Annotated in this window: 20 protein-coding genes; 9 read left to right on the top strand and 11 right to left on the bottom strand. The window is 71.4% G+C overall.

Annotation, left to right across the window (positions count from 1 at the left end; genetic code table 11):
• Positions 1-3: 3 nt before the first annotated feature.
• Positions 4-363, bottom strand: a complete 360-nt coding sequence (locus tag OG737_RS17455) for an NADH-quinone oxidoreductase subunit A (RefSeq protein ID WP_328927079.1) — start codon at positions 361-363, stop codon at positions 4-6.
• Between the two features lie 755 nt (positions 364-1,118).
• On the opposite strand from OG737_RS17455, the gene OG737_RS17450 reads away from it, so the two are divergent.
• Both OG737_RS17450 and OG737_RS17445 read left to right on the top strand, forming a co-directional pair.
• Positions 1,119-1,964 carry an NlpC/P60 family protein gene (locus OG737_RS17450; protein WP_328927078.1) on the top strand — a complete coding sequence of 282 codons (846 nt, stop codon included), beginning with the start codon at positions 1,119-1,121 and terminating at the stop codon, positions 1,962-1,964.
• 236 nt (positions 1,965-2,200) lie between these two features.
• Entirely contained in the window at positions 2,201-2,464 is a 264-nt protein-coding gene (locus OG737_RS17445) for a hypothetical protein (protein ID WP_328927077.1), read from the top strand.
• 38 nt (positions 2,465-2,502) lie between these two features.
• Here OG737_RS17445 and OG737_RS17440 read toward each other — a convergent pair whose 3' ends face one another.
• Complete coding sequence (locus OG737_RS17440) at positions 2,503-3,786, bottom strand: geranylgeranyl reductase family protein (RefSeq protein ID WP_405921742.1); 1,284 nt, start codon at positions 3,784-3,786, stop codon at positions 2,503-2,505.
• A 105-nt stretch (positions 3,787-3,891) separates the two neighbouring features.
• On the opposite strand from OG737_RS17440, the gene OG737_RS17435 reads away from it, so the two are divergent.
• A complete protein-coding gene (locus OG737_RS17435) occupies positions 3,892-4,422 on the top strand; it encodes a GNAT family N-acetyltransferase (RefSeq protein WP_328927075.1) in 531 nt (176 codons plus the stop codon).
• 219 nt (positions 4,423-4,641) lie between these two features.
• Here OG737_RS17435 and OG737_RS17430 read toward each other — a convergent pair whose 3' ends face one another.
• Together OG737_RS17430 and OG737_RS17425 are read right to left on the bottom strand one after the other, a co-directional pair.
• Positions 4,642-5,553, bottom strand: coding sequence for a glutaminase (locus tag OG737_RS17430; protein ID WP_328927074.1), 912 nt, complete (start codon positions 5,551-5,553; stop codon positions 4,642-4,644).
• An 18-nt stretch (positions 5,554-5,571) separates the two neighbouring features.
• Entirely contained in the window at positions 5,572-6,264 is a 693-nt protein-coding gene (locus OG737_RS17425) for a demethylmenaquinone methyltransferase (protein ID WP_328927073.1), read from the bottom strand.
• A gap of 244 nt (positions 6,265-6,508) precedes the next feature.
• Between OG737_RS17425 and OG737_RS17420 the strand changes: the two genes are divergently transcribed.
• Complete coding sequence (locus OG737_RS17420) at positions 6,509-7,432, top strand: DUF3152 domain-containing protein (protein WP_328927072.1); 924 nt, start codon at positions 6,509-6,511, stop codon at positions 7,430-7,432.
• 54 nt (positions 7,433-7,486) lie between these two features.
• The gene (locus tag OG737_RS17415) at positions 7,487-7,789 is read left to right on the top strand and encodes a helix-turn-helix transcriptional regulator (protein WP_328927071.1); all 303 of its coding nucleotides are present in this window, start codon (positions 7,487-7,489) and stop codon (positions 7,787-7,789) included.
• Here OG737_RS17415 and OG737_RS17410 read toward each other — a convergent pair.
• The 3 genes from OG737_RS17410 to OG737_RS17400 form a co-directional block, all read right to left on the bottom strand.
• The gene (locus tag OG737_RS17410) at positions 7,755-8,399 is read right to left on the bottom strand and encodes an imidazolonepropionase-like domain-containing protein (protein WP_405921741.1); all 645 of its coding nucleotides are present in this window, start codon (positions 8,397-8,399) and stop codon (positions 7,755-7,757) included. The two genes, OG737_RS17415 and OG737_RS17410, sit on opposite strands and share 35 nt — an antisense overlap.
• Complete coding sequence (gene mqnC, locus OG737_RS17405) at positions 8,399-9,598, bottom strand: cyclic dehypoxanthinyl futalosine synthase (RefSeq protein WP_328927069.1); 1,200 nt, start codon at positions 9,596-9,598, stop codon at positions 8,399-8,401. Before mqnC ends, OG737_RS17410 begins: the two co-directional genes overlap by 1 nt.
• Before the next feature lie 74 nt (positions 9,599-9,672).
• Positions 9,673-11,394 carry a serine/threonine-protein kinase gene (locus tag OG737_RS17400; RefSeq protein WP_405922427.1) on the bottom strand — a complete coding sequence of 574 codons (1,722 nt, stop codon included), beginning with the start codon at positions 11,392-11,394 and terminating at the stop codon, positions 9,673-9,675.
• A gap of 89 nt (positions 11,395-11,483) precedes the next feature.
• Here OG737_RS17400 and OG737_RS17395 point away from each other — a divergent pair, with 89 nt between their 5' ends.
• Complete coding sequence (locus OG737_RS17395) at positions 11,484-11,816, top strand: DUF4190 domain-containing protein (RefSeq protein ID WP_405921740.1); 333 nt, start codon at positions 11,484-11,486, stop codon at positions 11,814-11,816.
• Positions 11,817-11,928: 112 nt separating this feature from the next.
• Here OG737_RS17395 and OG737_RS17390 read toward each other — a convergent pair whose 3' ends face one another.
• On the bottom strand, positions 11,929-12,816 hold the full coding sequence (locus tag OG737_RS17390) for a menaquinone biosynthesis protein (RefSeq protein ID WP_328927067.1): 888 nt from the start codon (positions 12,814-12,816) through the stop codon (positions 11,929-11,931).
• A gap of 237 nt (positions 12,817-13,053) precedes the next feature.
• Here OG737_RS17390 and OG737_RS17385 point away from each other — a divergent pair, with 237 nt between their 5' ends.
• The gene (locus OG737_RS17385) at positions 13,054-13,257 is read left to right on the top strand and encodes a cold-shock protein (protein ID WP_007265804.1); all 204 of its coding nucleotides are present in this window, start codon (positions 13,054-13,056) and stop codon (positions 13,255-13,257) included.
• Positions 13,258-13,452: 195 nt separating this feature from the next.
• Here OG737_RS17385 and OG737_RS17380 read toward each other — a convergent pair whose 3' ends face one another.
• Positions 13,453-15,141, bottom strand: coding sequence for a hypothetical protein (locus OG737_RS17380; protein WP_405921739.1), 1,689 nt, complete (start codon positions 15,139-15,141; stop codon positions 13,453-13,455).
• Between the two features lie 533 nt (positions 15,142-15,674).
• On the opposite strand from OG737_RS17380, the gene OG737_RS17375 reads away from it, so the two are divergent.
• Positions 15,675-16,058, top strand: a complete 384-nt coding sequence (locus tag OG737_RS17375; RefSeq protein WP_328927064.1) for a hypothetical protein — start codon at positions 15,675-15,677, stop codon at positions 16,056-16,058.
• Between the two features lie 35 nt (positions 16,059-16,093).
• On the opposite strand, the gene OG737_RS17370 is transcribed toward OG737_RS17375, so the two are convergent.
• Positions 16,094-17,863 carry a HEAT repeat domain-containing protein gene (locus OG737_RS17370; RefSeq protein WP_405921738.1) on the bottom strand — a complete coding sequence of 590 codons (1,770 nt, stop codon included), beginning with the start codon at positions 17,861-17,863 and terminating at the stop codon, positions 16,094-16,096.
• Between the two features lie 188 nt (positions 17,864-18,051).
• On the opposite strand from OG737_RS17370, the gene OG737_RS17365 reads away from it, so the two are divergent.
• Positions 18,052-18,237: a hypothetical protein gene (locus OG737_RS17365; RefSeq protein WP_405921737.1), complete on the top strand. Its 186-nt coding sequence runs from the start codon at positions 18,052-18,054 to the stop codon at positions 18,235-18,237.
• A gap of 58 nt (positions 18,238-18,295) precedes the next feature.
• Here the strand turns inward: OG737_RS17365 and OG737_RS17360 are convergent, their stop codons facing one another.
• Complete coding sequence (locus OG737_RS17360) at positions 18,296-18,736, bottom strand: ATP-binding protein (RefSeq protein ID WP_405921736.1); 441 nt, start codon at positions 18,734-18,736, stop codon at positions 18,296-18,298.
• Between the last annotated feature and the right edge of the window lie 90 nt (positions 18,737-18,826).

Genomic DNA, 18,826 nt, shown 5'->3' with positions numbered 1-18,826 from the left:
CCCTCAGTCCCATTCCAGGCCGCCGCGGCGCCAGACGTAGGCGTAGGCGACGAAGACGGTGAGCACGAAGAGCAGCATCTCGACGAGCCCGAAGATCCCCAGGGAGTCGAAGGTGACGGCCCAGGGGTAGAGGAAGACAACCTCGATGTCGAAGACGATGAAGAGCATCGCCGTCAGGTAGTACTTGATGGGGAAGCGACCGCCGCCAACCGGCACCGGAGTCGGCTCGATGCCGCACTCGTATGCCTCAAGCTTTGCCCGGTTGTACCGTTTTGGGCCGATCAGCGTGGCCATGACCACGGAGAAGATCGCAAACCCTGCGCCGAGGGCGCCGAGCACGAGGATGGGTGCGTACGCATTCACGCTCCTCGCTCCTTCCAGTCGTCCTTGACCGTTGGACCGCTGCCGGCGCCGAGTGCCCCGCCTCGCTCGCATGTGAGGCAGTTCACAAGCCGGACTGGTGCGCATCTTATGCCTGCTCCTCTGTGATCTGCGACACGGGTTACAACAACGAGTTTGTGATCTCCACCACCTGGCGAACGATCATGAAGTCCGATGAGTGGTGATCTTCATACGCGAAGCATCCACATGATCACCAAAGGTGACATCTGACCCCGTTACCGCAGGTAGGAGGGGTCGTGCATTACCAAATGGTGGCCTTTGCAGGCAAATTGGTGACGGCAGCGCTGGAGTGATAAGGGGATCGGCGTCGCCCGGTCGGGGGAGCCCATGTGTACGGAGGTGGACGCAGGGCAGACGCGACCCCTGGGGAGCCGTCGGCCGCGTGCATCCGCTCACGAACCGGCCGGGGAGTTCACGGCGGGATCACGGACAGGCCACAGCGTCCGCACAACGTGACGCTCCTGTGACCTGCGCCACTCTGAATTGACGCTTCCGAAAGGGGGCTTGGCCATCTGTGCGGCGAGATGGTAGGTCAAGGATCAATTCGGACTTATTGTCGATAACCCATGATCACAGCCTTGTGAAGGCCTGTCCGTTTCGCCCGTTACGGCGTCAATAAGGAGTGCGGCGCGCCCGGTTAGCGCCTTTCGCGCACAACTGTGGCGCAGCCCACGTTTCTTGAAGGGAACCCGGACACCCTGATAGCGGTTGTTCTCATGTCCACCACCGCTCACATACCCAGCCACCGGAAGCCCCGCCGCAGCGCCTCGAAGCTCGCGGTCCGCGCCGGAGTTGCCGGTGGCGTCCTCAGCACCCTGGCCATGGCCGGCACCGCGAGCGCGTCCCCGTCCGCCGAGCCCGTGGCCGAGACGACGCTCGAAATGCCGGTCCTCAACCTGGACCTGGCCGCCGAGGTCTCCTCCGCCGTCACCACGGCCGCGGAGAACACCCGTGCCGCGGCCGTTGCGGGCGAACTGACCGCCCAGGAGGAGAGCGCCCGCACCGGCGCCGCCGCCGAGGCGAAGAAGGCCAAGGAAGACGCCCAGCAGAAGGCCGACGACGAGAAGAAGGCCCAGGAAGAGGCGGCTCGCAAGGCCGAGGCCGAGCGCGCGACCCGCGCCTCCGCCCGCACCACGCTGTCGACCAAGTCGTCCTCCAGCGCGACCCCCAGCGACGGCTCCGGCGCCTCCGTGGCCGCCCCGGCGACCGGCTCCGCCGCCGCCATCGTGAACTTCGCCCGCGCGCAGGTCGGCAAGGCGTACGTGTCGGGCGGTACCGGCCCGTCCTCGTTCGACTGCTCGGGCCTCGTCCAGGCCGCGTACCGTCAGGCCGGCATCTCCCTGCCGCGCGTGTCCCAGGCCCAGTCCTCCGCGGGCACCTCGGTCTCGCTGAGCGCCCTGCAGCCGGGCGACATCCTGTACTGGGGCTCCCGTGGCAGCGCGTACCACGTCGCCATCTACGTCGGCGGCGGCAAGTTCGTCGGCGCGCAGAACCCCAGCACGGGCATCGTCGAGCGCAACCTCAGCTACGACAAGCCGACGGGCGCCGTCCGCGTCCTCTGAGTTGAGCCGTATGGGCTGAACCGTCCAAAATGTACGAAGGGCCGGCACTCCCCCGCTCGGGGGTGGAGTGCCGGCCCTTCGGCGTTCCTCGGGCGAGGCCCGCCGGGCCGCTCCCGGGACTGCCGGCCGGGCTCCGTCCCGCCTGGCGGGCGGCCCGTGCCGAACCGGCCGAAGCCCTGCGAAGATGAAGCCGGCGGTGGTGCGTTCTCACCGTTCGACCTGGAGGTGGTCGTCCCGTGAACCTGAAGCCGTACGTCTACCACGGCGCCGGTGACCCGACCGCCGGCCCGGCCGCGCTCGGGCTCGGCCTCCTCGGCGTCGGCGGCTGGCTGCTGACCACCGCCCGCCCCTGGCACAAGCCGGGCAGTGCCCTCACCCTCGGGCTCGGCTGGAGCGCCTCGGGGGCGCTGCTGCTGTGCGGTCTGGTGCTGCTGGCCAAGTGCGTGCGTACCGTGCACGGCGGCGCGGACGCGGAAACGGAAGCGGGCCGCGGCGGGTAACCCCCGCCCGGCCCGCCCGTTGTGCCGGCCAGGGCCTGTCAGGCCTTCGGAGCCACCTTCGAGAGGCCGTTGATGATGCGGTCCATCGCGTCGCCGCCCGTCGGGTCGGTCAGGTTGGCCAGCATCTTCAGCGTGAACCTCATCAGCACCGGGTGGGTCAGGCCGCGCTGCGCCGCGATCTTCATGACCTTCGGGTTGCCGATCAGCTTCACGAAGGCACGGCCCAGCGTGTAGTAACCGCCGTAGGTCTCCTTGAGCACCTTCGGGTAGTTGTGCAGCGCCAGTTCGCGCTGGGCCGGGGTGGCCCGGGCGTTGGCCTGCACGATGACGTCGGCCGCGATCTGGCCCGACTCCATGGCGTAGGCGATGCCCTCGCCGTTGAACGGGTTGACGAGGCCGCCCGCGTCACCGACCAGCAGCAGGCCCTTGGTGTAGTGCGGCTGCCGGTTGAAGGCCATCGGCAGGGCCGCGCCGCGGATCGGGTGCGTCATGTTCTCGGGGGTGTAGCCCCAGTCCTCCGGCATGGACGCGCACCAGGCCTTGAGGACCTCGCGCCAGTCCAGCTCCTTGAAGGCCGAGGAGGAGTTGAGGATGCCGAGGCCGACGTTGGACGTGCCGTCGCCCATGCCGAAGATCCAGCCGTAGCCGGGCAGCAGCCGGTCCTGCGCACCGCGCCGGTCCCACAGCTCCAGCCACGACTCCAGGTAGTCGTCGTCGTGCCGGGGCGAGGTGAAGTACGTACGGACGGCGACGCCCATCGGGCGGTCCTCGCGCCGGTGCAGGCCCATGGCGAGGGACAGCCGGGAGGAGTTGCCGTCGGCGGCGACGACCAGCGGGGCGTGGAAGGTGACGGGCGTCTTCTCCTCGCCCATCTTCGCCTGCACGCCGGTGATGTGCCCGGTGCGCGGGTCGCGGACCGGCTCGCCGACGTTGCAGCGCTCGTACAGCCGGGCACCGGCCTTCTGCGCCTGGCGGGCCAGGATCTCGTCGAAGTCGTCGCGCTTGCGGACGAGTCCGTAGTCCGGGAAGGAGGCGAGTTCCGGCCAGTCCAGCTGGAGCCGCTGTCCGCCGCCGATGATGCGCAGGCCCTTGTTGCGGAGCCAGCCGGCCTCTTCGGAGATGTCGATGCCCATCGCCACGAGCTGCTTGGTGGCGCGAGGCGTCAGCCCGTCACCGCACACCTTCTCGCGCGGGAAAGCCGTCTTCTCCAGCAGCAGGACGTCCAGTCCGGCCTTGGCGAGGTAGTAGGCGGTGGTCGAGCCGGCGGGCCCGGCCCCGACGACGATCACGTCCGCGGAGTGTTCGGAGAGGGGCTCGGTCACTGCGGGGTCTCCCGAAGGCTCGATACTCGATAAAGGGTGCCGGGCGGCACCGGACATGTGCAGTCTATGCAGCGAGAGAGATCGCGAACCGAAGGGCTGCCCCCGATGACCACCTCGCCGACCCGGCCGCTCCCCGCCGTACAGCTCCGCGTGCCCACCGACGAGGACGCGCGCGCCTGGCACCGCGTCTTCGACGACCCCGAAGTCATGGAGTTCCTCGGCGGTCCCGCCGAGCTGTCGCTGTACGAGGAGCTCACCGCGCGCCAGCGCTTGCACGACGCACGGCTCGGCTACTGCCTGTGGACCCTGCTGGACGGGGAGGGCACGGTGATCGGCTTCACCGGGGCGCAGCCGTGGCCCGAGGAGAGGGTGTGGGGGCCGGTCGGCGAGATCGAGATCGGCTGGCGGCTGGGCCGCCGGTTCTGGGGGCAGGGGTACGCGTACGCCGCCGCGCTCGCCACGCTCGACCGGGTCCGGGAGGCCGGTCTCCCCCACGTCGTGGCGATGATCAACGACGAGAACGTCCGCTCGATAGCCGTGGCCGAACGGCTGGGCATGACCCTGGCGGACCGCTTCCTCCTCCCGAGCGGCACCCGCTACGGCCGCCGCTACGAGATCTCCCTCCAGGGCGAGTAGCCGACGGGCGCTGGACGACGCCGTGTTGAAGCGGGCCCGACGGGTTGGCCGGGGACGGGGACGGGGTGGGGTGCCGGCCGGGACGTAAAACGTGATGTGTGGCGCGTGCCAGGCCAGCAAGGGCCGAAGCACGGCCCAGGGCGCCATAAATCATGCAGTCCCGGCCGGCACCCCACCCCGGCACCGGCCCCGGCACCGGCACCGGCGCAGCAGAGCCCGTTAGAACACCGACAGGCCCGTCAGGGTCGTGAAGCGGTCCAGGGCCGCCACGCCCGCCACCGAGTTGCCGTGGGCGTCCAGGCCCGGGCTCCAGACCGCCAGCACGCACAGGCCCGGGACGACCGCCACGATGCCGCCGCCGACGCCGCTCTTGCCCGGCAGGCCCACCCGGTACGCGAACTCGCCCGCCGCGTCGTACGTCCCGCAGGTCAGCATCACCGCGTTGATCTGCTTCGCCTCGCTGCGCGTCAGCAGCCGCGACCCGTCCGCGCGCAGCCCGTGCCGCGCGAGGAAGCGCCCGGCGCGGGCAAGGTCCGCGCAGGTCATCTCGATCGAGCACTGCCAGAAGTAGTGCTCCAGCAGCGCCGGCACCGGGTTGTCGATGTTCCCGTACGAGGCCATGAAGTGGGCGACGGCCGCGTTGCGGTCACCGTGCTCCTGCTCGGAGGCCGCGACCTCGGCGTCGAACCCTATGTCCGGATTGCCGCTCTCCGCCCGCAGGAAGCCGAGCAGTTCGCTGCTCGCGTCACCCGTCAGGGTCTGGAGCCGGTCCGTGACCACCAGCGCACCCGCGTTGATGAACGGATTGCGCGGGATGCCGTTCTCGTACTCCAGCTGCACGAGCGAGTTGAACGGGTTGCCGGAGGGCTCCCGCCCGACCCGCTCCCACAGCGCGTCGCCGCCCTCGGCCAGCGCCAGGGCGAGCGCGAAGACCTTGGTGATGGACTGGACGGAGAAGGGGACCTGCCAGTCACCGACCCCGAAGACGTTGCCGTCGAGGTCGGCGATCGCCATCCCGAACTGCCCGGGATCCACGGACGCGAGCGCCGGGATGTACTCGGCGGGGGTGCCGCTGCCCACCAGCGGGGCGATGTCGGCCGCGATCTGCTCCAGCAGCCCGGCGTAGTTCATGGGCGCAGCGTCCACAGATCAGCCCTTGATGCCCCGGTGCAGCGCCACGATGCCGCCGCTGAGGTTGCGCCAGGCCACCTTGGACCAGCCGGCCTTCTGCAGCAGCCCCGCCAGCGCGGGCTGGTCGGGCCACTCGCGGATGGACTCGGCGAGGTACACGTACGCGTCGGGGTTGGACGAGACCGCGCGGGCGACCGGCGGCAGGGCCCGCATCAGGTACTCGGTGTAGACCGTGCGGAAGGGCGCCCATGTGGGCTGCGAGAACTCGCAGATGACGACCTGGCCGCCGGGCTTGGTCACCCGGTACAGCTCGCGCAGCGCCGTGTCGGTGTCCTGGACGTTGCGCAGCCCGAAGGAGATCGTCACGGTGTCGAAGACGCCGTCCTTGAAGGGCAGCTTCGTCGCGTCCCCGGCGGTCAGCGGCAGCCAGGAGTGCTTCTTCTTGCCCTCCCGCAGCATGCCCAGCGAGAAGTCGCAGGGGACCACGTACGCGCCGGTCGCGGCGAACGGCAGCGAGGAGGTGGCGGTCCCGGCGGCCAGGTCGAGGACCTTGTGCCCGGGGCGCGCGCCGACCGCCTTGGCGACCTCCTTGCGCCAGAGCCGGGCCTGGCCGAGCGAGAGGACGTCGTTGGTGAGGTCGTAGTTCGCCGCGACCCCGTCGAACATGGAGGCGACTTCGTGCGGCTGCTTGTCCAGGGAAGCCCTTGTCACTGGTGTTCGCCCCTCGGTGTGTGCGGATCGGCGGGTACGGGCCCATCCTCTCAGGCCGTGCCCGACCGGGGAGACACGCCCCACGACCGGATGGAACCGGACAACTGGCCCGAAGGACAGTTACGCCCGGGGCCCCTGGGACCGTTGACTGGGGGTGGTGCGGCCAGGTGACGGCCACCCATTGGATCATGGCCCTGACCAGCGGCCGGATCCGTGTCGGCCGCCACGAGCAAAGGGCTTCACGATGCCGGCAGGCCATTCCACCGGTCGCTCCCGCCTCAGCCCGCGCGCGCAGCGCCGGGCCGAGCGACGCAAGCGGCTGCGGCGTACGATCATCCTCGGTTCGGCGGCCCTCGTCGCGGTCTCGGCGACCGCGTACGCGTTGGCACCGGGCGACGATGCGGGTACGTCGGCGGACGGCCGGCCGGTGGCTGCCCGGCCCGACCAGCAGGACGGGGAATCCGCCGAGGGCTCGGACGCGGCCGCGCAGGGCGGCAGACGCTCGCCCGACCCGGCGACACGGTCCGGCTCCCCCTCGCATCAGGCCCCGGCCTCGCCCACACCCGCCTCCCCCAGTCCCGCGGCGCCCTCCACGTCGGTGCCCGCCTCCGGGCCGGGCACCTTCCAGGCCTCCGGCGCCTCCGGCAAGGCCCACGGCAAGGGGCCCGCCCTCCGCTGGCGGATCGAGGTCGAGGAGGGCAGCGGGGTCGACCCGGACTCCGCCGCCCGTTCCGTCGAGGCGATCCTCGCGGACCCGCGCGGCTGGACCAAGGATCCGGCGTACGGCTTCCGGCTCGCCGGACCGGGCGAGCCGGTGGACTTCACCGTGAAGATCGCGACGCCCACGACCACCGACCGCCTGTGCGAGGTGGTGACCCCCGAGCTGATCGGCGAGACCAACTGCCGGGCCGGGCACACCGTCGTGGTCAACCTCAAGCGCTGGCATGAGGGATCACCGCAGTTCAGCGGCCCCGTCGAGGAGTACCGGGCGCTGATCGTCAACCACGAGGTCGGGCACGAACTCGGCCACGAGCACGAGACCTGCCCGGGCCCGGGCAAGCAGGCCCCCGCCATGATGCAGCAGATCAAGGGCCTGCTCGGATGCAAGTCCAACGCATGGCCGTTCGACGCGAACGGAACTTATCTGTCCGGCCCGCACGTCCCTTAACAAAAGGGAGAGCCGGCCATCGGATGGGCCGGCCGGGGGCGAGGAGTGGTAACCGTGCGCGTCGTCAGCTTCAACGTCCCCGCGTGGTTTCCCTCGTACGACGCCGCCGGACCGCCGCACGCCCAGCTGACGGAGCAGGAGTCCGCCGTGTTCCTGTGCCTGGCCACCGGCGCCTCCAACGCGGAGCTCGCCGCCGAGCTCCAACTGTCGGTCAGCACGGTCAAGTTCCACGTGGGCAACATACGCACGAAACTGGGCGGCATCAGCCGCCTGCAGGCCTGCGTGCTCGCCGCCCTCGCCCGACAGGACCAGGACACACGGATCAGCGGCGGCGGTGGAGCAGGCGGCCTCCGATGACCGTGGCCACGCAGGTGGTCGCGCCGCGGGAGCGCAGTTCGGCCTCGTCCGCCACCGCGAAGACCGCGAAGCGGGCCGGGGCGCCCGGCTCCAGGACCCCGTGGAAGGCGTCCGCCGCGCTCTCCCGCCCGGCGAAGGGGTCCAGGGCGGGCAGCCCTTCGTAGGGCGCCGGCGGCAGGACGGTGAGCCCCGAGCGGACCACCGCCGTGCGCACCGCGGGGATCGCGAAGCGGCCGGTGACCGCCACCACCCCGCGGGCCAGCAGCTTCTGGGTACCGCGCCGGGCGCTGTTGCCCCAGCGCGCCTCGGTCATCTTCAGGGCGTCCAGCGCGTCCGGCCCGCTGATCGGCTCGGAGCCGAGCTCGGCGGTCTCGTACGGGTCGTCCGGGTAGTACGTCCGCTCCAGCAACGTGTCCGCCCCGCGCACCAGCAGTCCCGGGGTGAGCACCCCGGGCCAGCGCCGGACCCGCGCGTGCGGGTTCCGCGCGGCGAGCTCCGCGAAGGGGCCGAGCGCCTCGATCCGGTCCCCCTCCACCAGGACCGCGCCGTCGCGCAGCGGCGCGGCTCCCGGCCCCGGGACGAGGAGTTCGGCGGTGTGCAGCGTGCGCATCAGTTCGTGGAGATGAGCTTCAGCTCGGGGTGCGCGGTACCGCCCTCGATGGCGGTGGAGGAGATGTGCGACACGACGCGGTCGTCGGCCGGATCGTTCGCCGGGTCGTCGTGCACCAGGAGGTGCTCGTACGTCGTCGCGCGCTGCGCCGGCGTGCGGCCCGCCTTGCGGATCAGGTCGATGATCTCCTGGCGGTTGGAGCGGTGCTTGGCACCGGCCGAGGAGACGACGTTCTCCTCCAGCATGATCGAGCCGAGGTCGTCCGCGCCGTAGTGCAGCGAGAGCTGGCCCGCCTCCTTGCCGACGGTCAGCCAGGAGCCCTGGATGTGGGCGATGTTGTCGAGGAAGAGGCGCGCGATGGCGATCATGCGCAGGTACTCGAAGATCGTCGCCTGGGTGCGGCCCTTGAGGTGGTTGTTCTCGGGCTGGTACGTGTACGGGATGAAGGCGCGGAAGCCGCCCGTACGGTCCTGCGTGTCCCGGATCATCGCGATGTGCTCGATGCGCTCGGCGTTGGTCTCGCCGGTGCCCATCAGCATCGTGGAGGTGGACTCCACGCCCAGCTCGTGGGCGATCTCCATGATCTCCAGCCAGCGCTCGCCGGACTCCTTGAGCGGGGCGATCGCCTTGCGCGGGCGCTCCGGCAGCAGTTCGGCGCCGGCGCCGGCGAAGGAGTCGAGACCGGCGGCGTGGATGCGCTTGATGGCCTCCTCCGCCGAGACGCCCGAGATCCGGGCCATGTGCTCGACCTCGGACGCGCCGAGGGAGTGGATGACCAGCTGCGGGAAGGCCTTCTTGATGGCGGAGAAGTGGTGCTCGTAGTACTCGACGCCGTAGTCCGGGTGGTGGCCGCCCTGGAACATGATCTGCGTGCCGCCGAGCTCCACGGTCTCCGCGCACCGGCGCAAGATGTCGTCGAGGTCGCGGGACCAGCCCTTCTTCGTGTCCTTGGGGGCCGCGTAGAAGGCACAGAACTTGCACGCCGTGACGCACACGTTCGTGTAGTTGATGTTCCGCTCGATGATGTACGTGGCGATGTGCTCGGTGCCCGCGTAACGGCGGCGGCGCACCGCGTCGGCGGCCTGGCCGAGCGCGTGCAGCGGCGCGAAGCGGTAGAGGTCGAGCGCCTCTTCCTTGGTGATCCGGCCCCCTGCGGCGGCGCGGTCGAGGACAGACTGGAGAGCGGCCTGGTCGGTCACCGGTGCGTCACCTTTCGGCGGTGTGTCAAGAGGTCCGGACCGATCCAGCCTACGCCAGGGGCCGTCGGCGGCGATCAGGGGCTGCGGGTCAGGTCGCCCTCGGGGTTTCCGGCCGGGCCGTCGCCCGACTTGTAGTGCAGTGTCCCGTTGGCGTTGAGGGTGAAGCGCTCATTGGCGGAGCCGTTGGAGCAGATGCCGGGCGCCGGGTTGGGTCCGGCGGAGGTGTCCAGGACGAGGGAGCGGTCGGTCGCCGAGGCGAACCTCCAGTCGCCGCTGCAGTCGGTGCCGAGGACGGGGATGATCGACTTGTCACGGGCGACGACCTCACCGACCTTGCCGGCCTTGATGGTGATCTCGAACTCGGTCGTCAGACGCGCGCTGGTGGTGACGGTGCCCTTCCAGGTCCCGATGAGCTCCTTGGGGACGTCGGTACGGGTCCCGCTCGCGCTCGGCGTCGCGGCGGGGGGCACCTCCGTGGCCGTCCCCGTGGGCCGGGACCCGGCGGGCGGCGACGCGGTGGTGTGGCCGTCGGCCAGATCCCGCTCCTTTCCCTGCCCCTGCCCGGGCAGCAGCCCCATCCCGTACAGCCCGCCCACGAGCCCGGTCAGCACCGCGGCGGCGGCCAGCACGAGCGTGCAGCTGAAGCGGCGCCCGGCCGTGGTGACGCTGACCTGCCGCCCGGCGTCCGGCGCGGTCCGCGGCTGCGGCACACCTCCGGCGGTCCCGCCGGGCGTGCCGTACGGGCCCGCAGGGGCGTAGGGGGCGTAGGGGGCGTACGGGCCGCCGCCCGTGCCCGGAGGACCGTACGAAGCCCCGGCGGCTTGGCCCCCGTACGACGGGGTCGTGAACGGCACCGGCCCGGACGGGGCCTCGGCGGCGGGCGGGGGCCCGAACCCGGCTTCGGCGGGGCCGGCGTCGAGGTCGAGCAGGGCCACCGCGGCCCGGCTGGCCTCCTCGACCAGGGGTGCGGGCAGCCAGCCCGGGGCGCCCAGGGCGGGGGCGAGGGCCGCCGCGACGGCCGCCGGGTCCGGGCGGTCGGCGGGGGCCTTCGCCAGGCAGGCCTCGATCAGGTCGCGCAGCGGCCCGGCCGGGACCGCGCCGAGCTCGGGCGGTTCGTGGACGACCTTGTAGAGGAGGGTCGCCGAGTTGTCCCCGGTGAAGGGCGGGCACCCGGTCGCCGCGAAGGCCAGTACCGCCCCCAGCGAGAACACGTCGGCCGCCCCGGTGACCCCCTTGCCGAGGATCTGCTCGGGCGACATGTAGCCCGGCGAGCCGACGGAGACCCCGGTGGAGGTCAGCGAGGCCGTTCCGTCCGTGGCCCGGGCGATCCCGAAGTCGATCAGCCGGGGCCCGTCGAGGGTCAGCATCACGTTCGACGGCTTCACGTCGCGGTGTACGAGGCTCAGCCCGTGCACCGCCACCAGGGCCCGGGCCAGCCCCGCGCCGATCGCCCGTACCGAGGCCTCGGGCAGCGGCCCGTGCGCGGCAAGCGCCCGGTCCAGGGACGGGCCCGCCACGTACCCCGTGGCCACCCACGGGACCGGGGCCTCCGGATCCGCGTCGAGCACGGGCGCGGTCCACTCGCCGCCGACCCGTCGGGCGGCCTCGACCTCGCGGCGGAACCGGGCCCGGAACTCCTCGTCGGCGGCGAAGTGCGGGTGCACGATCTTGACGGCCACGGTCCGGCCGCCCGCGCTGCGGCCCAGATAGACCCGGCCCATGCCACCCGCGCCGAGCCGGCCGAGTAGCCGGTACGCGCCGATGGTCCGTGGTTCGCCCGCTTCGAGCGGCTGCATCGTTTCCCCCATCCCCCAGGAAGATCCTTGACAGCACCTTAGGGCGTTACGGTGTCCGGCGTCGTACGTCCGCGAAGGGGGAACGGAACATGAGCGAGGCGGTCCTGCCCGGCAGGAACCGGGCGGCCAAGGTCAGCGCGTTCTTCGCCCTGGGGAGCTTCGCCGCGATGGCGAACTTCGCCACGCCCATCGGCTGGCTCAATCCGCCGATCACGATCGGCCTGGCCCTCCTGTGCGCGCTGATCGCGATCCCGGCCGGGCATGTGGGCCGCTTCCGGGCCCGACGGCTGTCGGGGGATGGAAAGGGCATGGCCCTGGCGGGCGTCCTCGGGGGCTGGGTGATGCTCCTGGTCACGCTGCTGGCCTTCGCCGCCGCGTTCGGGCTGCTCGTCGGCCTGAGCCTGCTGGCGGACACCCCGTAGCGCCCGCGCGGCGGCGCCGGTGGCGGGCATTGCATTCCTTTCCGCATTCCACTGCCGGGCGCGCGGAAAGCGGGAAAGGAATGAAAGCCACCGGAAACGGCGGGTAAATCGGTCAGGACTCCAGGACCGGCTCCATGACCGGTTCCGGGACCGCCGCTTCCAGGAGCTGCACGGAGACATCCGCGGGATAGCCGGTCGTCGGTCCCGTACGGCGTGCGAATTCCCTCACGCCGGCCAGCTGTTCCGGCCCGAAACGGAAGTCGAGCGTCGTGAAGTACCGCTCCAGCAGCTCGGCGTCGAAGGCCTCCCAGCGGGCCGCCTGCTCGGCGACCTTGGTGACCTCCTCCAGGGACACGTCCCGGGAGGCGAGGAAGGCCTCGTGGACCTTCTGCACGACGACGGGCTCGCGGGCCAGGTAGTCCTTGCGGGCGGCCCAGACGGCGAAGACGAACGGCAGCCCGGTCCACTCCTTCCACATCTGGCCCAGGTCGTGCACGGCCAGGCCGAGCCGGGGGGCGTCGTGGAGGGAAGCGCGCAGCGCGGCGTCGCCGATCAGTACGGCCGCGTCCGCCTCCTGCATCATGAGCCCCAGGTCAGGCGGGCAGGTGTAGTAGTCGGGCCGGACCCCGAACTGCTCCGCCAGCAGCAGCTGGGCGAGGCGTACGGATGTACGAGAAGTGGAGCCGAGGGCGACGCGGGCACCGTCGAGCTGCTCCAGCGGCACCTGCGAGACGATCACGCAGGACATCACGGGACCGTCGCAGCCGACCGCGAGGTCGGGGAAGGCGACGAGCTGGTCGGCGTTGCGGAGGAACTCCACGAGGGTGATCGGGGCGATGTCGAGCTCGCCCTGGACCAGGCGCTCACTGAGCTTCTCGGGGGTGTCCTTGGTCAGCTCCAGGTCCAGCAGAGTGCCGGTTCGGGCCAGCCCCCAGTAGAGGGGCAAGCAGTTCAGGAACTGGATGTGGCCGACGCGGGGCCGGCTGCGATAGACGTCCACATCGCGAGACTAGCCCCCGTATCTGCGTCAGCCTTCCGACGGGTCTCAAACGTCCGGGTGACGTGATCTTTCCCTCTGGTCTCGGCCGCAGGGTGCGTGCTAGGCTCGCCGCAAGTTGCAGTTTGGTTTCCCTTGCAGTACGAGGCCTGCGGAGAATGTGACCCGCAGGCTTTTGTAGTTTTCAGACTTCTTAGCAGGTTCTGGAGCAGGGCGACCCTTTGGCCCATAGGAGGGCTCATGGCTACCGGAACCGTGAAGTGGTTCAACGCTGAAAAGGGCTTCGGCTTCATCGCCCAGGACGGCGGCGGCCCGGATGTCTTCGTCCACTACTCCGCGATCAACGCCTCTGGCTTCCGCTCCCTGGAGGAGAACCAGCAGGTGAACTTCGACGTCACGCAGGGTCCGAAGGGCCCGCAGGCGGAGAACGTCACCCCGGCCTAGTCGCCTGGGCCAACCTAATCGCGGGTTGGAAGAGCAGTACCCAAGGAGCCCTGTCACCTCTGCGCGAGCAGAGCGGCAGGGCTCCTGCCTTTTTGCCTCCTGCCCTTTCCCGTTTCTGGACGGGTGGTGGGTCTGGCGGGGTACGACCTGGGGCCCGCACCGTGTGCGCACGGTGCGGGCCCCAGGTCGTTGGCGTCAGGCGGGCTTGACGGGCCCGGCCGGAGTAGGAGCCGGCGTCGCAGCCGGGACCGTGATCTTGATGTCCAGGACCAGGGTCACGTTCTGCGGAGTGATCAGCCGCAGGGAGTACGTCCCCGCGGGGAGGTCGGCGTCGGTGAAGAGCTCCGGCAGGACGATCTTGCCGTCGGCGCCCGCCACGAGGAGCGGCAGGCTGAAGGTCTTCTTGCCGGCCGCGTCCTTGAAGTACGGGCCCTTCGCGGTCGCCGGGTCCACCGGGACCCACTTGCCGTCCGCGTCCTTCACCACCAGGTCGGCGCGGGTCTCCGTACCCTCCACGGCCTTGCCGCCGGCCGTGGCGAAGACCTCGACGCCCTTGACGCTCGAACCGGCGACCGCCTCCAGGGGCTTGGAACCCTCAGGGCGGGCCAGACGGTCGGCGGACGGCTTCGGCGTCACCTTGCCGGTGAAGGTCACCGTGAGCCGACCCGTCTTGTCGTAGGCCGAGACCCGCAGGGAGAAGGTGCCTTCCTTGGCGCCCGCCTTGAGGCCGGGCGCGGCCGCGATGCCCTGGGCATCCGTCTTGACCACCAGCGAGTTCGCCGGAGCCTGCGGGAAGCCGGTGCCGCCGGTCGTGTCGCTCTCGACCGCGAAGACGACCTCCTGCCCGACGGCGGGCTTGCCGTCGCTGAGGACCGCCTTGACCCGCGGGGCGTCGGCGAACGCCGCCCCGGCCTCGGCCGTGAGACCGGGGCCGCCGAGCACCGACAGCTCCGTCAGGTGCGCTGCCGGAGTCGGCGTCGGGGTGGGCGTCGGGGTCGGAGTCGGCGTGGGGGTCGGAGTCGGCGTCGGCGTGGGCTTCGGGGCCGGCTTCTGCTGCTGCGGCTGCGGGGTGGGCCGGGTGCCCGGCGGCTGCGTCGGGTAGTTGCCCACCGGCGGGTTCGGCACCTCGGCGGCGCCGCCGTCCTGGTACTGCCGCATGTAGCCGAGCACGGTGTTCACGTACTCGCGGGAGTTGTTGTAGCTGAGGATCGCCGAGTCGAGCTTGGCCGGGTCCGAGAGGTCCCGGTCGCCCGCGCACAGGTAGAGGCCCGCGCCCAGCGCCGCGTCGTAGATGTTGTTCGGGTCGCGCTTGGCGTCGCCGTTGCCGTCGGCGCCCCAGGTCTTCCAGGTGGAGGGGATGAACTGCAGCGGGCCGACGGCCCGGTCGAACTCGGCGTCCGCGTCCCACTCGCCCTTGTCGGTGTCGCGGATCTCCGCGAAGCCGTTGCCGTCGAGACGGGGGCCGCGGATCGGCTTCTCGGTGTAGCCGTCGGTCTTCAGCCCGTAGCCCGAGGCGTGCACCGACTCGACCCGGCCGATACCGGCGAGCAGCTGCCAGGGCAGCTTGCAGTTGGGGAGCGCGGCGGCCACCGACAGCTCGGCACGCTTGTAGGCGTCGAGGGCGGTCGCGGGTATCCCGCTGGCCCCCTCCGTGGCGGTCCCGGCCGCCGCGGGAACCTGCGGATCGGCGACGTCCCCGGGCAGGTCCAGCCGTGCATCACCGCGGTCGGCGGCCTGCGGGCTGTCCGGGGTCGGCTCGGACTCCCCCGCGTCGGCGGTCGACGGGTTGGTCACGACCGCGGCGGTGGTCAGGCTGGCCGCGAGAGCGGCCGTGCACAGGACCTTGCGCGAGGTGTTGACGAGGTGACGGTGAAGCGGCTTCACAGTACGGCGATCCCCCCAGGAGCCCTCAGCGGCACGGCTGGTCGAGCCGTGAATATTCACTGTCTATCAGGTATTCGAAAGAGACTCGCCGTCCCCCGTGCAGTTGTGACGCACCATTCGTCTCGGCTTCACCGGTCTCTCACGACCGAGCGGACAGAGGGACCCAAGTCCCCGCCCGAAATGCCCACATGACCCCTTTTTCCGCCGCCTCACCGTACCCTGACGGGTTCGCTCGCGTAGGCGCGGAGGGCCTCGTCCCAGCCCTGGGTCATGTTGTCGGGTGCGCACGCGAAGTGTTCGGCGGCGACGGCCTCGGCATCCGCCCAAGGCCGGGGCGGCACGGCCGCCGACCCGGGCCAGTGGGCACCGACGGGGCGACGACTTCTGCGAACGGAGCCGGTCGCACCAACCTGCTCCGACAGGGCCCGGGATGCCCGACCCGGGGGAGCCGATCGTGGAGTTGCTGCCCGCAGACGGTGAACATCGCCGCACGGGCAGCCCGTAGCGGTTCAACAGCCGCTAGTTTCGGCCGGATGAGAGCACTCGTGTACGACACCGCCTTCCGCGCGCGGGCGAGCCGCAAGCAGACCTGGGGCTTCGGCCTGATCGCCGTCGCCTCGGGGATCTGGCTCTGGCTCGCCTGCCAGCTGCTGCTCCCGTACACCGTGGAGCACGGCCGCGGCGACCGGGAGTGCGCCTCGCGGGTCTTCTACGAGGGCACGAGGGGGTCGTACGCCGACGCGGAAGGCACCATCTGCGCCGTCGAGCGCGACTGGGCCGACCTCCTCGCCGTCCTCCTGCTCTCCCTCCCCTTCGCCGTCGTCGGCACGGTCCTCTACACCTCGGGCTCCACGGACAACCGCCTCAGCCGCCACGTGGCCGAGGTGAACCGCCTCACGGAGTTCCCGGAGGGCTAGGGCCCACCAGGCCCACTAGTCCGTGTCCGGCCCCATCATGGTTTCGCTGTACGCGCCGGCCAGCCGAAGAACCGTGTCCTCACCTCTCCGAGATCGCGGGCGATTTCATCCAGGACGTCTTCGATCTCCTCGTCGCCCGGCCAGCCGGCCAGGAGCTCTCCCGCCGCTACGGCGCCCACGCCCACGTGGTCGTCGCCCGTGACGAGACCCATGAGGACGGTGCGCACTCTCCGGTCGCCGGGCCACCCGGCTCCGAGTGCCTGGACGGCAGCGATCCGTACCTGCGACTCTTCGTCGGCGACCAGGTGCAGGAGGCCGTCGAGGGTGGCTTCGTCGCCTCGCCAGCCCTCCTTCAAAGCCGCCGCGACAGCCGAACGACTGTGCGCGTCAGTGCTGTCCGCAAGGGAAACGACGTGGTCGCGGACCGAGGCATCGCCCGCGCAGCCGACTGCCATGGCCTGCACGGCGTACGTCCGGTCCCCAGGGACTGCGGCCATCGCCAGGTAGATGTCCCGCGCCTCCGGGTCTCCGGGCCACCCATGGGACAGGGCGCGCACGGCGGCTCGTCGGATTTCCGAACGATGACCCATCGCCCTCGCCAGGAACAGGAGAGCGGCCAACGCGTCGGGATCGCCGGGACATACCTCGGCAAGACCCTCGATGGCCACGAGTCGCGTGCCGGGGTCGTCGATCAGGCGCAGCAAGGTCTCGCGCGTCTCCGGCCGGTCCGCCCAGCGCGCTGCGAGCAACCTGGCGGCCTCGCGGCGAAGGCTGTCGTCGGGAAGCTTCGCGGCGGCGAGCAGGACGGCCAACTCGTCGTCCGCGTCGCCCAGCCGTTCCACCGACCCGAGGGTCTGTTCCAGTGCGCGCGCGGAGTCGTCCGCACTGGCGTTGAGGGCCTGGGCCTTGGCCAGGGCGCCGGCGATGTCGTCGAGGGCGGGCTGGGCCAGGAACTCCTGCGGAGCCAGCGCCGGCACCGTCCCGGCGCCGGGGCCGGGCGCCGAGGTGAGGTCGGCGGCGTCCGGGTTCAGGGCGAGGCGCCGGAGATCGCCGCGAGCCCGCTCCCAGAACACCTCGAGCGTACGGATGCGGGCGACGGCCCGGTCCGCCTCCGTTTCGGCGGTGCGCTTGTGCGTGAGGGCCTGCCGGGTCTCGTCCCGCAGCCGTGCGATCCCTTCGGCATCAACCGCACCGTGACGGGCACGCGCCAGCAGGGCGTCGCGGTCGGCGATGATGTCGCGCAGCGCGCTGATGATGAACCACAAGGTGGTCATGAGGAACTGCGCGTCCCGGAGCGCGTAGCGAAGCCGCGTCTCGGCGTGCAGGGCGCGTTCGAGTTCCACCTCCAGGCGGAGGGCGGCGAGGGTGTCGGCCGACGCGACGGCGCCGGACGGGCTCGCGTCGCGCACGGCCGGGGCAACGTCCTGGGTGGCGGCGGTACGAAGGAGCGTCTGAGCCGCGTCGCACCGTTTGCGGTACTCCTCGGCGGTCAGGCCCGCGGCCCGACTGGTGATCCTCAGGAACTCCCGGGTGAACGGCCATGACGGCACGGGCGTCCGGCCCTTGAGGAGCCGGTCCAGGTGGGAGTTGGAATGCGGGATCCTGGCGAGCGGGTCGGGAGAATCCGTACCGTCCGCCTTCGCGGCGGACGCCTCCTTGGCAGCCAGGAGACCAGCCGCGATGTCCCGGCTGCCCAGGCCCGCTTGTTGCGCCTCCCGGCGAAGGAATCTCGTCAGCTGCTGCCGGGGACCGCCGTCGGCGGCATCCCGGTCCCGGTACCGGTCCTGGTCCCCTGTTTCGGCCACTCTGCCCGCCCTGTCCCCGTCACCACGTCCCTGGGACGAACAGGTGTCCGGCGCTCTGCCTGCCCCCCTGTCCCAGCACGTCCCCGCGCGTCCCCACAGCCCTTGGGGGCGCTCGCCCGGTTCTCCATTGTCGCCTCACCGCGCCCCGCCTGACGGAGGAATGGGGCACCCCGTGAAGGAGACCGCTCATGCTTCCCTTTCCCGACCGGATCGACGCCGCGCAGGTGTGCGCGGCGGCGCCGCAGGGCCTGCGCGAGACCGTCGAGACCGTGCTGACCCAGGCGGCGCCCGAGTTCGTGGGCGGCCTGATGGTCGTCGTCCTCGTCGCCGCCGTCGACTGGGCGGTCCGAGGAGCGGGCCGCCACCGTAAGTAGGGCAGCGGTGGACGCGTGAGCGGCGCCCGATGCCTGTCACCGGGCGCCGCTCACGTCGTCACGGGCGCGCCCCCACCTGCCCGACCTCCGCCCACACCGTCTTCCCGGGCTCCCGCGCCGTGACCCCCCATTCCTCGGCCACGGCCGCCACCACCAGCAGCCCCCGCCCGCCCTCCGCCGACCACGGATCGACGGCCCCGGGCACCGGCGGCGGCGCCTTGTCGCCACGGGTGTCGCTGACCGCCACCCGTACGCTCCCCCGCCCGTCGTAGTCCAGCCGCAGCTCGAAGTCCCGCCCGGCCACCTGCCCGTGGAGCACGGCGTTGGCGGCGAGCTCGGCGACGACGAGCCCGACGTCGTCGGAGAGCGGGCAGCCGTACGGCACCCCCCAGAAGGCCAGCTGCACCTGCGCGAGCCGCCGGGCGAGGGTGGCCCCGCGGCGCGTCGCACTGAACCGCTGCTGGAAGGCCGGTGCCATGTCACTGATTTCGGTCGTCACCTCACCGAGCGTGGCGGCGGAGCCGTACGCTTCCCAGAGGCGGCGGCGCTACGAGCGTGATCCGTAGGGATGCGGCCTGTTCGTGTACGG

The sequence above is a fragment of the Streptomyces sp. NBC_00122 genome (assembly GCF_045160845.1).
Taxonomy (GTDB): Bacteria; Actinomycetota; Actinomycetes; order Streptomycetales; family Streptomycetaceae; genus Streptomyces.
Note: the sequence above shows the minus strand (reverse complement) of the source record. Positions and strands in the feature narration are given on the sequence as shown.